This is a genomic window from Pseudomonas sp. AS2.8 (genome assembly GCF_014190935.1).
Classification (GTDB): domain Bacteria; phylum Pseudomonadota; class Gammaproteobacteria; order Pseudomonadales; family Pseudomonadaceae; genus Chryseomonas.
This window is the reverse complement of sequence record NZ_JACHVV010000002.1, coordinates 59,568-71,865: the sequence shown is the minus strand read 5'-3', so window position 1 is coordinate 71,865 and position 12,298 is coordinate 59,568. Positions and strand designations below refer to the sequence as shown.

Here is a 12,298-nt window from a genome sequence, read left to right as displayed (position 1 = left end):
GGCCCTCACTCGATAGCGGCGCCTATGCAGCGAGCGAACATTCGTTCCAGTCCATGGTAGTCGCAGTGAACGGCTGCGATGTTGGCAGCTATCCATTCATCGCGCGCGACTGGTGACCAATCGATCTGGTAGCCCGCATTGATGATGAGATGCTCAAACAGCAGGCGCTGGACACGGCCGTTGCCATCGCGGAAAGGGTGCGCCATGTTCAGATCGCCGTAGAGCTCGGCGCTCAGCCCGATCAGGACGTCACGAGATTGCCCTTCGAACCATTTTTCCGTCTGTAGTTTGGCAAACAGCTTGTTGGCCTCGGGTACCAGCCGGTGCACTGTACAAAAGCGGGTGCTGTCCTTGGCAATGTCAAGGGTGCGCAATTCGCCAGCCCAGGGGTAGATGTCCTGGAACAGCAGTCGATGCAATTGGCACAGATAGCCGAGGTCGTAGGGCGGTAACTCGAACGTCAGGCTGCTGGCCGCGAGGCGCGAGAAGTCGCGCTCGGCTGCCGCCAGAAGCTCGTCATCCCGGATGTCGAGTTGGTTGCGCAGGGTCGTGGTGCCTGGATAGCAGTACGGATCCTGGCCGGCTCCGTACTTATCGATCATTGCGCCTGGCTCAGACGTCGGTAATGCGCGAGAAGGGCTTGCTTATCCGACCCGACGATTTCCAGGGCGTCGGATTTCAGGTCGAAGCCTTCCAATTTCAAGCTGGCTGCATAGTTGGCCTGACGCATGTGTACGTAATACCGGCGTTTCCTATCCAGATTGGGCTGGGGCATGAGGATACCTCTCACAGGTCACTTCCAAGTTTAGCTGAAAGCCGGTGCGCTATCAGCCAGAGCGTCCTGCTGGAGTCTGGCTGTTCGATTCCAAGTGGCGCGAACAATCACTCTGGAAGTGTGGGCCTGCCCCGGTCGCAGCGACCGGGGCGCGGGCCATCAGGCCGCCGGCTTGGCCAGGAACTCCCGCAGCACGTAGTGCAGGATGCCGCCGGCCTTGAAGTAGCTCACCTCGTTGAGCGTGTCGATGCGGCAGAGCACCTCGACGCTTTCCCGGCTGCCGTCTTCGCGGGTGACTTCCAGGGTCAGCGGCATGCGCGGGCGCAACTCGACGCCGTCGATACCCAGCACGGCGATCTTCTCCTTGCCGGTCAACCCCAGGGACTTGCGGTCCACGCCGTCCTTGAATTGCAGCGGCAGTACGCCCATGCCCACCAGGTTGGATCTGTGGATACGCTCGAAGCTCTCGGCGACCACGGCTTTCACGCCCAGCAGGTTGGTGCCCTTGGCCGCCCAGTCACGGGAGGAGCCGGTGCCGTATTCCTTGCCGGCGATGATCACCAGCGGGGTGTTTTCCAGCTCGTACTTCATGGCCGCGTCGTAGATCGACAGCTTTTCACCGGTGGGCACGTGGAAGGTGTTGCCGCCTTCCTCGCCGCCGAGCATCTCGTTCCTGATGCGGATGTTGGCGAAGGTGCCTCTCATCATGACTTCGTGGTTGCCGCGGCGCGAACCGTAGGAGTTGAAGTCGGCATAGTCCACGCCGTGCTCGGCCAGGTAGCGGCCCGCTGGGCTGTCCTTCTTGATGTTGCCGGCGGGAGAGATGTGGTCGGTGGTGACCGAATCGCCCAGCAGCGCCAGGATGCGGGCGTCGTGGATGTCGGCGATGCGCGGCGGATCGCCGGCGATGCTTTCGAAGAACGGCGGATTCTGGATATAGGTGGAATCGGCGTCCCAGACATAGGTCTCGGCGTCCGGCACCTGGATCGCCTGCCACTTCTCGTCGCCGTCGAACACGGCGCCGTACTGCTTGTGGAACATGGCGGTATCGAGCTTCTGCACGGCGTCGGCCACTTCCTGCTGGGTGGGCCAGACGTCCTTCAGATAGACCGGCTGGCCATCGTTGCCGGTGCCCAGGGGATCCCGGGTGAGATCCACCTTCACGCTACCGGCCAGGGCATAGGCCACCACCAGCGGCGGCGAAGCCAGCCAGTTGGTCCGGACCAGGGGATGCACCCGACCTTCGAAGTTGCGGTTGCCGGAAAGCACCGAGGCGACCGTGAGATCGGCGTCCTGGATGGCTTTCTCGATCGAATCGAGCAGCGGACCGGAGTTGCCAATGCAGGTGGTGCAGCCGTAGCCGACCAGGTCGAAGCCCAGGTCGTTGAGATAGGGCGTGAGGCCCGCGGCGTTGTAGTAGTCGGTCACCACCTTGGAGCCGGGGGCGAGGGACGACTTGACCCAGGGCTTGCGCATCAGCCCTTTTTCGGCGGCCTTTTTCGCCAGCAGACCGGCAGCCATCATGACGCTGGGGTTGGAGGTGTTGGTGCAGGAGGTGATGGCGGCGATGACCACGGCGCCGTCTTCCAGCTGGAAGGTCTCGCCGTTCAGCTGGACCTCGACGCTGCTGCCGACCTTGGCGGCCTCGGCCTTTTTCGGCGCCAGCGCGGTGAAGTCACCAAAGGCCTTGGCCACCTCGCCGAGCAGCACCCGATCCTGGGGCCGCTTGGGGCCGGCCAGGCTGGACTGGACCTCGCCCATGTCCAGCTCCAGCACATCGGTGAACACCGGCTCGTCGCCGGGATTGCGCCACAGGCCCTGGGCCCGGGTGTAGGCCTCCACCAGCTGCACGGTGTCCTCGGGGCGCCCGGACAGGCGCAGGTAGTCGAGGGTGATCTGGTCCACCGGGAAGAAGCCGCAGGTGGCGCCGTATTCCGGGGCCATGTTGCCGATGGTGGCGCGGTCGGCCAGGGGCAGGTCGGCCAGGCCGTCGCCGAAGAATTCGACGAACTTGCCCACCACGCCCTTCTTGCGCAGCATCTGGGTCACGGTCAGCACCAGGTCGGTGGCGGTGATGCCTTCGCGCAGCTTGCCGGTGAGCTTGAAGCCCACCACCTCGGGGATCAGCATGGATACCGGCTGGCCGAGCATGGCCGCCTCGGCCTCGATGCCGCCCACACCCCAGCCCAGCACGCCCAGGCCGTTGATCATGGTGGTGTGGGAATCGGTACCCACCAGGGTGTCGGGGAAGGCATAGGTGCGGCCGTCTTCGTCCTTGGTCCAGACGCTGCGGCCCAGGTACTCCAGGTTGACCTGGTGGCAGATGCCGGTGCCCGGCGGCACCACGCGGAAGTTGTCGAAGGCGTTCTGGCCCCAGCGCAGGAAGGCATAGCGCTCGCCATTGCGCTCCATCTCGATCTCGACGTTCTGGTGATAGGCGTTCTCGCTGGCGTAGCGGTCCACCATCACCGAGTGGTCGATCACCAGGTCGACGGGGGAGAGCGGGTTGATCCGCTGCGGATCGCCACCGGCCTTGGCCACGGCTTCGCGCATGGCGGCCAGGTCGACCACCGCCGGAACGCCGGTGAAGTCCTGCATCAGCACCCGCGCCGGGCGGTACTGGATCTCACGGTCGGCGGAGCGGGTCTTGGTCCAGTCGGCCAGGGCCTGGAGGTCTTCGCCCGTGACGGTCTGGTTGTCTTCCCAGCGCAGCAGGTTTTCCAGCAGCACCTTGAGCGACTTGGGCAACTGGTCGAGATTGCCCAGGGTATTGGCCGCATCGGGCAGGCTGTAATAGTGATAGGTGCGTTCGCCGACCTGCAGGGTCTTGAGGCTGTTGAGGCTGTCCAGGGCTGGCATCAGGGGTCTCCTTATCAACGGTTGCCCGCTGGCCGTTCGAGCCTCGAAAGGTAAGGGAGACCCGTGCCAGCACTGGGCGGACTGATTTTTCTAGGTGTAGTACTGGACCGATGGGCGCCGCTGGCGTTCCCCAGTGGGCGCGCTGGGGTATAGTGCGCGCCCTGCGTGACCCCTTGAGGAAGCCCCGTCGTGAATACCCTGTTGCTGCTGTGCCGTACCGGATTCGAAGGCGAGGTCTGCGCCGAGCTCGGCGAACGGGCGGCGCTGCTCGGCGTGGCCGGCTACGCCAAGGGCAAGCCGGGTGCCGCCTATGCCGAATTCGTCTGTGGCGACGCGGCGGGCGCGGCCCGGCTGATGCAGAACATCAGATTCGCCGAGCTGATCTTTCCCCGCCAGTGGTCGCGCGGCGCCTTTCTCAGCCTGCCCGAGCAGGATCGCATCGGTCCGCTGCTGGAGTTGTTGGCTGACTATCCCGTCTGCGGCAGCCTGGCCCTGGAGATGCCCGACACCAACGACGGCAAGGCGCTCTCCACCTTCTGCAAGAAGTTCGAACGCCCCCTGACCCTGGCGCTGCGCAAGGCCGGCCGCCTGGTGGACGATGCCCGGGCACCACGGCTGCAGCTGACCTTTCTCAGCGGACGCGAGGTCTTCGTCGGCCTGGTCGAGCCGGACAACGCCGCGCTCTGGCCCATGGGCATTCCGCGGCTGAGGTTTCCCCGCGAGGCCCCCAGTCGCTCGACCCTCAAGCTGGAAGAGGCCTGGCACCACTTCATCCCGCGTCCCGAATGGGAAACCCGCCTGTCCTCCGAGATGCGCGCCGTCGATCTGGGCGCCGCCCCGGGTGGCTGGACCTGGCAGCTGGTGGCCCGCGAGATGCTGGTGACGGCGGTGGACAACGGCCCCATGAACGAGGCGCTGATGGACACCGGCCTCGTCGAGCACCTGCAGGTCGACGGCTACGCCTTCGTCCCCAAGCGCCCGGTGGACTGGATGGTCTGCGACATCGTCGAGAAGCCCGCGCGCACCGCGGCGCTGATCGAGCGCTGGATCGGCGAGGGGCATTGCCGCGAGGCGGTGGTCAATCTCAAGCTGCCGATGAAGCAGCGCTATCGCGAAGTGGCCGGCATCCTCGAACGCCTGCACGCGCATTTCGCAGAGCGCGGCCAGCGTGTCGTCATCGGCTGCAAGCAGCTCTATCACGACCGCGAGGAAGTGACCTGCCATCTGCGCCGACTGGATCGGAAACCCTGAGAACCTATCCAAAGTTTGCTGCGCGTCGGCCAGGCTGTGTTGAAAACCGCCTGGATCGCCAGCCCGGTCGAGATGCTCATTTACAACTCGTAAACTGCGCTTCCTCTGCGGCTTTCGCCTTGCCTGTCTCTAGCTCGCGAAACTTTGCACAGGTTCTCGCGCCTACTCGATATCTATATTTAGCGTTTTCTGGAGTGCTGATGACCCTCGAAGCCGATGCCACCCTCGACGCCAGCGGGCTGAACTGCCCGGAGCCGGTGATGATGCTGCACAACAAGGTGCGCGACATCGCCCCCGGCGCCCTGCTCAAGGTCATCGCCACCGACCCTTCCACCCAGCGCGACATCCCCAAGTTCTGCGTCTTCCTCGGCCATGAGCTGGTGGAAAAGAGCGAAGGGGAAGGGCGTTATCTGTACTGGATTCGCAAGAAGGTGGAGTGAGGGTCGCGCGAAGGCTCGCTTTGCTACTGTGGGCTGGTTCACAATTAGTGATTTAGCAAGCAGGGAAGCCTTATATGAAAGCCAGGATGCTGGGTGTTATCTCGCTAATTCTCGCGGGGTGCACGTCGGTACAGGTTCAGCCCGTCGCCGTACGCCCGGATTTGGTATGTATCCAGGAGAATCCTGCTGTTTGGGTTAAGGACTTTCTCCCCGTGGTCCGGGCCGGCTTTGCTCGGCACGGTGTGCCTACCGAAAGCTATACGCAGGTGCCACGCGAGTGCCCTTACGTTCTTGAGTACACCGCGCGGCAAACCTGGGACGGCGTGCCTTACTTGTCAGCTGCCGAACTGACCTTGCGCGACGCCAGTGGGCGCCTGGTGGGTCAGGCTGACTATCACCTGCGGGGTAAGGGCGGTTTCTCCCTTATGAAGTGGCAGGGGACCGCAACGAAGATCAATCCGGTGGTAGATGAGCTCTTGGGCCAGATGCATCCCGCACCTATCACCAGACCGACTACGCGTGCTGTCCCGACCTCCGCCCCTGCCGGGCTGACCTTTGAAGACGAATTGGCTGCGCTTCAGGCAAAAAACCTCAGCTATCAGGACTACAGCAATCAGTACCGTGCGCTTCGGCAGCGCTATGGTCTGGATCGCTGACTTCAATGTCGAGCCCATAACGTTGGGCTTCGCTTGCGCTCAACCCAACCTACGGTGCATAGCCAAGGCTCCCACCCCGCGGGACAGGCTCTCGTAGGTTGGGTTGAGATGGCTCCATCGTCGAAGCCCAACAGGCCGATGCCAAGCGAGCCATAGCGTGGAAAACCGCGCAGCGTTTTCCACTGGGAGCGCCGAATCCGTGGCCAAGGCCCACCCTACGCTCAGTCACTAGCGACACCCCTGACCACCCCCACCAGATGCTCCCCCAGCCGCCGATGCTGGTCCGCCTCGAAATGCACGCCGTCCACCGGACTCACCTGGATGATCTCGCCCGCATCGACGAAGGCCGCGCCCTGGGCCTCGGCCACCTGGCGATAACGTGCGGCCAACTCATGGGACTTGGCCGCGCCGCCGGCGAAGATCTCGCCGAGAAAGCCCACTTCCTCGATGGGCACCGGCGCCATGACAATCAGCCTGGGCGTGGCGCCATCCGGGCCGGCATTGCAACGCCTGATCTCTTCCAGCAGCACCTGCAGGGCACTGGCGATGTCCGCCGGGGTCACCGACAGCCGCGCCTTGAGGTCGTTGGTGCCCAGCATCAGCAGCAGGACGTCCACCGGCAGCTGGCTCTCCAGGCAAGGCCTGAGATAGCTCAGGCCGTTCTTGTGATGGCCGTCGATGGGATCGTCGTGCACCGTGGTGCGGGCGGGCAGGCCTTCCTCGATCACCCGCCAGTCGGCGCCCAGCCCGCGGGCCAGGACGCCGGGCCAGCGTTCGTCCCAGCCGAAGCGTTCGAGGACGCCGGGCTGGGTCAGGGGGCGGGTGCCGTGGGTGTTGGAGTCGCCATAGCAGAGCAGGGTACGCAAGGGCATGGGAAAGCCTCGTCGGGACAGGTCATCCTCACCCTAGAGGCTAATCCCGCCGGTCGCGAGGGCCGGCGGTCGTGCCAGCGCAGCCGGGTCAGCCCTCGCTCGGCGCCTGGCCGCCGCGGGTCGCCTGATCCAGCGGCGAGCCGCCCACCTCGTAGCGCACGTTCATGCGCGGCGAGGCCAGCTCGATGCCGGCGTCGTCCAGGTAGCGCTTGAGCCTGAGGTTGAAGGCCCGCGAGACCTCCCACTGCTTGATCGGCGCAGTCTTGAAGCGGAATCTCAGGATCGCCATGCCGGAATCGAAGCTCTCCACCCCCTGCAGCTCCAGCGGCGACCAGATGTCCCGGCCCATCAGCGGATCCTGGCGCAGCGAGCGGCCGACCTCCTGAACCATCTCGATGGCCTTGTCCACCGACAGCGCCTGGGGAATCGGCAGGCGGAAGATGGCGTAGCCGAATTGCCGCGAGTAGTTCTGGATGCTCTTGATCTCGCTGAAGGGGATGGTGTGGACGATGCCATCGATATCCCTCAGCCGCACGGTGCGGATGGTCAGGCCCTCGACGGTGCCCAGGTGGTTGCCGACGTCGACGTAGTCGCCGATGGCCAGGGAGTCCTCGATGATGATGAACAGCCCGGTGATGAGATCGGCCACCAGGCTCTGGGCGCCGAAGCCCACCGCCAGGCCGATGACGCCGGCACCGGCCAGCAGCGGGGTGACGTTCACGCCCATGTTGGCCAGGGCGACGATCAGGGCGATGACGAAGATGGTCAGGAACAGCACGTTGCGGATCAGCGGCAACATGGTCTGGGCGCGGGCATTGTTCGGGCTGACGCGATGCAGATTGAGGCCGCGGTGGATGGCGGTGTCGGCCAGGATCCACACCAGCCAGGCCAGCAGCAGGGTGCCACCCAGGCCAAAGAACTTGCTGGCGACCGCATGGCCGTCACCCTGGCTGAATTTCAGCAGCGAGAGATTCCAGGCCCTCAGGGCCAGTTCAATCCCCACCAGCCAGATGACGATGCCCAGCACCAGCACGAAGAAGGCGCGCAGCCGTTCGGCATAGGCCTCCTGGATGCGGCCGTGATGGCGCCGGTGCAGCAGTCGCGCCCGCACCAAGGCGTTGAGCCCGAGGGCGGCGCCCATGGTCACGGCGAACAGCAGCGCCCGGCGCAGGGCATCGCTGGTGTCCCCGGCGGAGACGAAGGTGGCCACCACCGAGACCGCCACCAGGATCAGCAGCGGCAGGTGCCAGAGCCGGGCGATCAGATGGCGCACGCCCTGCAGACCGTGCAGCGCCTGGCGCTTGGCCAGCGGCTGGTTGCGGATCAGGTGGGCGATGGGCCGGCGGAATCTCAGGGCGAACTGGGCGGTGAGCAGCGCCGCGCAGATATTGGCGCCGATGGCGATGACCGCGGCCAGGTGTGGCCCCAGGGTCTCGGCCAGGTGCGGATCGCTGGCGGCGCCGCCGAGGGCGGCCAGGCTGCCGATGATCCACAGCGGGCGGAAGGCGCGTCGGCGCAGGATCAGCAGGGCGCGACTGCGATGGGCGCCGCTGGGCAGCGAGCAGATCACCACCACGGTGGCGGCAAACAGCGGGCCGGTGACCGCGGCATAGGCCAGGGCGACGGCCACCGTCTTGCCCAGTGAATCCGGCAGCCACAGGGACACCACCAGGGTCAGGATGAAGGCCAGCAGCCAGGGCGCCAGCTTGCGCAGGGCGAAGCGGACCAGGTCGAGGGTGCGCGGCCTGAGCGGCAACTCCTCGGACAGCCCGAATCTCACCCGCAGGCGATGGCTGATGGTCTTCAGGCCCAGGGCGCAACCGGCCCAGAAGGCCAGGGTGACGACGAAGCCGGAGAGCAGGTTGAGGCGCTGCTCGGGTGCCGGCGCCAGGGCGGCCAGCTCGGCGCCGGCCTGGTCCAGCTGGTATTGCCAGCGCTCGCGCAGGTTGTCGCGCTGCAGCTGCTGCTCGACCACCGTCAGGGTGTCGGTGATCAGTCCGATCACGCCCTGGGAGGCGCTGGGCTCGGCCTGGTTCTGCGCCGCCTGCAGCTTCTTGAGATCCGCCAGGAGGCGATTGCGCTGCTGCTCGCTTTCCAGGGTCTTGATGACCTGGTCCAGGGACTGACCGAATTGCGGGTCGACCTGGTCCTTCTGGGCGCCCGGCAGTCCGGGCAGGGCGGCCTGAGCCGGGCCGATGAGCAGGAAGCAGAGGCAGAGGAGTTGTAGCAGGCGAAAGATCATCGAAGCCGCACGCTCGCGAAAGGGGGAAACACCCGTCCCGGTCGGCAGGGCAGCCGGCCGGGACGAGGGCGCCAGTGTAGCAAGGGCAGCGCGCTAGGCGCTGTGGATGCGTCGACGGGCGCTGCGGGCCAGCCGCACCGACAGCAGGATGGCCGCGCAGGTCAGGCCCAGCACCAGCCCTTGCCAGAGGCCGGCCGGGCCCCGCGGCGCACCGAACCAGTCGCTCAGGCCCAGCGCCCAGCCCACCGGCAGGCCCACGCCCCAATAGGCCAGCAGGGTGATGATCATGGTCGCGCGGGTGTCCTGATAACCGCGCAGGGCGCCTGCGGCGGTCACCTGGATGGCATCGGAGAACTGGAAGATGCCGGCGAACACCAGCAGCGAGGCCGCCAGCTGGGTCACCGCCAGGTCCTGGGAATAGAGCCCGGCGATAGCCGTGCGCGCGGTCAGCATCAGGGTGCAGGAAACGCAGGCGCAGAGCAGCCCGGCGGCCATGCCGACCCCGGCGGAAAAGCGCGCCTCGCGCGGCTCGCCGCGCCCCAGTGCCTGCCCGACCCGCACCGTCACCGCCATGCCCAGCGCCAGGGGCACCATGAACACCAGACCGGAGAAGTTGAGTGCCACCTGGTGCCCGGCGACCACGGTCGGGCCGAGCTCGCCGATCAGCAGGGCCACCACGGAAAAGATGCTGGATTCGGCGAAGATCGCGATGCCGATGGGCACGCCGATGGCCAGCAGGGCGCGCAGCGTCGGTCCATGGGGTCGCTCGAAGCGGGCGAAAAGGGCGCAGGCGCGATAGCGCTCGGTGCGGATGATCGCCAGCATGGCCAGCAGCATCGCCCACATCACCGTGCCCGAGGCGAAACCGCAGCCTGCGCCGCCCAGGGCCGGCATGCCCAGGTGCCCATGGATGAGGATCCAGTTCAGCGGCACGTTCAGCGCCAGCCCGGCGAGGCCCACCAGCATCGCCGGCCGGGTGCGCCCGAGGCCATCGCTGAAGCAGCGCAGCACATAGTAGAAGGCCGTGGCGGGCAGGCCCATGGCGATGCCCTTGAGATAGAGCAGGGTCGGCCCGATCAGCTGGGCGTCGACATGCATGGCCACCAGCAGCGGTCGGGCGTTGAGCAGCAGCAGGCTGGCGATGAGGCCGCAACCCAGGGCCAGCCACAACGCCTGACGCACCAGCGGACCGATCTCCTGGCTGCGACCGCCGCCGTGGCGCTCGGCCACCTTGGGCGTGGTCGCCAGCAGGATGCCCGTCATCAGCAGGAACACCGGAATCCACACGGAGTTGCCCAGGGCGACGGCGGCGAGGTCGAGCGGGCCGACGCGACCGGCCATGACGGCGTCGACGAAGCCCATGGCCGAATGGGAGAGCTGGGCGATGACGATGGGCGCGGCGAGGGAGAGCAGGGCGCCGAATTCACGTCTGATGCGGGGCAGGGAGGAGGTCACTTGATCGTTCGGTCAGCTTCGGGGCCGATAGTCTAGTCCTCATGGACCGGGTGGCAACCCTCGCGGCGACCGTTGCCTGCCACCGATGGCCTGCTAAAGTGCCGGTCCCCGCCCTTGCGAGTGCCCAGGCATGCACATTCTCGCCGACGAAAACATTCCGCTGCTGGACGCCTTCTTCGGTCCCCACGCGACCCTCGAACGCCTTCCCGGCCGCGCCTTCGATCGCGCCGCCGTGAGCCGGGCCGATGCGCTGCTGGTGCGTTCCATCACCCGCGTCGACGCGGCGCTGCTGGCGGGCTCCAGGGTCGGCTTCGTCGGCACCTGCACCATAGGCACCGATCATCTGGACCTTGGCCATCTGGACCAGGCGGGCATCCGCTGGAGCAATGCGCCCGGCTGCAATGCCCGCGGCGTGGTGGACTGGGTGCTCGGCGCCCTGCTGGCGCTGGCCGATGGCGCCGGCGCCGAGCTGGCCCGGCGCACCTATGGCATCGTCGGCGCCGGCCAGGTCGGTGGCCGCCTGGCCGAGGTGTTGCGCGGACTGGGCTGGACGGTGCTGGTCTGCGATCCGCCTCGCCAGGCCGCGGAGGGTGGCAGCTTTCACAGCCTCGACGAATTGATCGAGCGCTGCGACGTGCTCTGTCTGCATACCCCGCTGATCCGCGACGGCGAACAGCGCACCCTGCACCTGTTCGATGCCGCTCGCCTGGCCCGCCTGCGCCCGGGCACCTGGCTGCTCAATGCCTGCCGGGGCGAGGTGGTCGATAACGCCGCGCTGCGGGCGCATCTGGCTAGCGGCGCCGAGCTCAGGGTGGCGCTGGATGTCTGGGAAGGCGAGCCGGGTATCGATCCTGAACTGGCCCGGCTGTGCCAGCTGGTGACGCCCCACATCGCCGGGCACAGCTTGGAAGGCAAATGGCGCGGCACGGCGCAGATTTATGAGGCGTTCTGCGCTTGGAACGGAGAGACACCGCGGCTGAATCTGAGCGATCTGTTGCCGCCGCAGCAGCTGGAGCGCCTGGTGTTCAGCGCGGATACGCCCGAGACATCGGCCTTCAGGCGGGTCTGCCGCGCGGTCTATGATCCGCGCGACGACGATGCTGCGCTACGCGCCACCCTCGGCTTGCCGGCCCTGGCGCGCGCCCAGGCGTTCGACGCCCTGCGCAAGGGCTATCCCATGCGTCGGGAGATTCCGGGGCTGGTGCTCGAAGGGGCGGGCGTGGCTCGGCTGGCGAGGGCCCTGGGCTGTAGCTGGCGACATGGCGACGGCTCCGAAAGCGGCGGTGTCGCTTAGGACCGAGGCGCGGCGCAAGCGTTCAGGCGGGGTGGGCTGCCTCCCGCCAGGCGGCCCAAACGGCCGAATGACGGGAGCCCAGGGTGCGGGAGCCGCAGGGCTCCCCCGGACTCAGTGGTATTCGCAGAGGTAGGCGGTGTCTTCCGCGACCTTGAGCTGAAACTTGGCATTGGCCGGCACGGTGAACTGGCTGCCCGCGGCGAAGGTTTCCCAGGTCTCGCTGCCCGGCAGCTTGACGGTCAGGGCGCCGGCCACCACGTGCATGACTTCCAGCTGGCTGGTGCCGAATTCGTATTCGCCGGGGGCCATGACGCCGAGGGTGGCGGGCTTGGACTTGAGGCTGAAGGCGATGGATTTGACGGTGCCGTCGAAGTATTCGTTGACCTTGAACATCGGATTTCCTTGTGCGAGAGCGGTTGGGACCGTCAGCGAGTATGCCCAAGGCCGAGCCCCA

At 66.5% G+C, this 12,298-nt stretch carries 11 protein-coding genes; 4 read left to right on the top strand and 7 right to left on the bottom strand.

The window, feature by feature from the left end; all coding sequences use genetic code 11:
- Window positions 1-5 precede the first annotated feature (5 nt).
- The 3 genes from FHR73_RS07270 to acnA all read right to left on the bottom strand — a co-directional run bounded on the left by FHR73_RS07270 (window position 6) and on the right by acnA (window position 3,634).
- Entirely contained in the window at window positions 6-602 is a 597-nt protein-coding gene (locus FHR73_RS07270; protein WP_183630275.1) for a Fic family protein, read from the bottom strand.
- Window positions 599-775 (bottom strand): YhfG family protein, encoded by a 177-nt coding sequence (locus FHR73_RS07265; RefSeq protein WP_183630274.1) that lies wholly within the window; start codon window positions 773-775, stop codon window positions 599-601. Before FHR73_RS07265 ends, FHR73_RS07270 begins: the two co-directional genes overlap by 4 nt.
- 159 nt (window positions 776-934) lie before the next feature.
- The gene (acnA, locus tag FHR73_RS07260) at window positions 935-3,634 is read right to left on the bottom strand and encodes an aconitate hydratase AcnA (protein WP_183630273.1); all 2,700 of its coding nucleotides are present in this window, start codon (window positions 3,632-3,634) and stop codon (window positions 935-937) included.
- A 189-nt stretch (window positions 3,635-3,823) separates the two neighbouring features.
- Between acnA and rlmM the strand changes: the two genes are divergently transcribed.
- The 3 genes from rlmM (at window position 3,824) to FHR73_RS07245 (ending at window position 5,981) form a co-directional block, all read left to right on the top strand.
- Window positions 3,824-4,885 (top strand): 23S rRNA (cytidine(2498)-2'-O)-methyltransferase RlmM, encoded by a 1,062-nt coding sequence (gene rlmM, locus FHR73_RS07255; protein ID WP_183630272.1) that lies wholly within the window; start codon window positions 3,824-3,826, stop codon window positions 4,883-4,885.
- Window positions 4,886-5,085: 200 nt separating this feature from the next.
- Entirely contained in the window at window positions 5,086-5,325 is a 240-nt protein-coding gene (gene tusA / locus FHR73_RS07250) for a sulfurtransferase TusA (protein ID WP_027597771.1), read from the top strand.
- Between the two features lie 74 nt (window positions 5,326-5,399).
- On the top strand, window positions 5,400-5,981 hold the full coding sequence (locus FHR73_RS07245; protein ID WP_183630271.1) for an Sbal_3080 family lipoprotein: 582 nt from the start codon (window positions 5,400-5,402) through the stop codon (window positions 5,979-5,981).
- A gap of 221 nt (window positions 5,982-6,202) precedes the next feature.
- On the opposite strand, the gene FHR73_RS07240 is transcribed toward FHR73_RS07245, so the two are convergent.
- The 3 genes from FHR73_RS07240 to FHR73_RS07230 form a co-directional block, all read right to left on the bottom strand.
- Entirely contained in the window at window positions 6,203-6,853 is a 651-nt protein-coding gene (locus tag FHR73_RS07240; protein ID WP_183630270.1) for an SGNH/GDSL hydrolase family protein, read from the bottom strand.
- Between the two features lie 88 nt (window positions 6,854-6,941).
- A complete protein-coding gene (locus FHR73_RS07235) occupies window positions 6,942-9,095 on the bottom strand; it encodes a mechanosensitive ion channel family protein (protein ID WP_183630269.1) in 2,154 nt (717 codons plus the stop codon).
- 93 nt (window positions 9,096-9,188) lie between these two features.
- The gene (locus FHR73_RS07230) at window positions 9,189-10,550 is read right to left on the bottom strand and encodes an MATE family efflux transporter (protein ID WP_183630268.1); all 1,362 of its coding nucleotides are present in this window, start codon (window positions 10,548-10,550) and stop codon (window positions 9,189-9,191) included.
- 130 nt (window positions 10,551-10,680) lie between these two features.
- Between FHR73_RS07230 and pdxB the strand changes: the two genes are divergently transcribed.
- A complete protein-coding gene (gene pdxB / locus FHR73_RS07225; RefSeq protein WP_183630267.1) occupies window positions 10,681-11,844 on the top strand; it encodes a 4-phosphoerythronate dehydrogenase PdxB in 1,164 nt (387 codons plus the stop codon).
- Between the two features lie 111 nt (window positions 11,845-11,955).
- On the opposite strand, the gene FHR73_RS07220 is transcribed toward pdxB, so the two are convergent.
- Window positions 11,956-12,237, bottom strand: coding sequence for a pyrimidine/purine nucleoside phosphorylase (locus FHR73_RS07220; RefSeq protein ID WP_027597776.1), 282 nt, complete (start codon window positions 12,235-12,237; stop codon window positions 11,956-11,958).
- Window positions 12,238-12,298 lie beyond the last annotated feature (61 nt).

What these genes read in the sequence shown, in the direction of transcription:
- FHR73_RS07245 (WP_183630271.1), top strand. Translation starts at nt 5,400, where the DNA reads ATGAAAGCCAGGATGCTGGGTGTTATCTCGCTAATTCTCGCGGGGTGC.
- FHR73_RS07265 (WP_183630274.1), bottom strand. Translation starts at nt 775, where the DNA reads ATGCCCCAGCCCAATCTGGATAGGAAACGCCGGTATTACGTACACATG.
- FHR73_RS07240 (WP_183630270.1), bottom strand. Translation starts at nt 6,853, where the DNA reads ATGCCCTTGCGTACCCTGCTCTGCTATGGCGACTCCAACACCCACGGC.
- FHR73_RS07235 (WP_183630269.1), bottom strand. Translation starts at nt 9,095, where the DNA reads ATGATCTTTCGCCTGCTACAACTCCTCTGCCTCTGCTTCCTGCTCATC.
- FHR73_RS07220 (WP_027597776.1), bottom strand. Translation starts at nt 12,237, where the DNA reads ATGTTCAAGGTCAACGAATACTTCGACGGCACCGTCAAATCCATCGCC.
- acnA (WP_183630273.1), bottom strand. Translation starts at nt 3,634, where the DNA reads ATGCCAGCCCTGGACAGCCTCAACAGCCTCAAGACCCTGCAGGTCGGC.
- tusA (WP_027597771.1), top strand. Translation starts at nt 5,086, where the DNA reads ATGACCCTCGAAGCCGATGCCACCCTCGACGCCAGCGGGCTGAACTGC.
- FHR73_RS07270 (WP_183630275.1), bottom strand. Translation starts at nt 602, where the DNA reads ATGATCGATAAGTACGGAGCCGGCCAGGATCCGTACTGCTATCCAGGC.
- pdxB (WP_183630267.1), top strand. Translation starts at nt 10,681, where the DNA reads ATGCACATTCTCGCCGACGAAAACATTCCGCTGCTGGACGCCTTCTTC.